Annotated in this window: 1 protein-coding gene; it reads right to left on the bottom strand. The window is 55.6% G+C overall.

Annotated elements, in window-relative coordinates; all coding sequences use genetic code 11:
- Window positions 1-279, bottom strand: a 279-nt coding sequence (locus SB689_RS22915) for a hemagglutinin repeat-containing protein (RefSeq protein WP_410694366.1), incomplete at both ends; no start/stop codon positions are given.

Raw genomic sequence — 279 nt, 5'->3', positions numbered from 1 at the left:
CGGGATTGCTTATGCCCGCAGAAATTGCCGTCTGACTGAACGACTGCTGCTCGTTCTGTGTAGCGGTGTTTCGCGCCTCATCAATCGTTACTTTCGTGGCTCCGAGATTAATGTCGTTTCCGGCGTGTATGGTGCTGCCGGTGACATGCAGATCCTTGCCCGCACTGATGTTCAGGTTGCCATTCAGCGAACCGATCATGCTGCCGTTGTTCGTGACCTGTGTTGCCTGCTGCGCATCCGTGGTTTTGCGCACGCCGATCGTATAACCCTGCAATCCGC

This window comes from Chryseobacterium sp. SIMBA_038 (genome assembly GCF_046535115.1).
Taxonomy (GTDB): Bacteria; Bacteroidota; Bacteroidia; order Flavobacteriales; family Weeksellaceae; genus Chryseobacterium.
The sequence above is the reverse complement of the archived record's forward strand: the minus strand, read 5'-3'. Positions and strand labels throughout refer to the sequence as shown.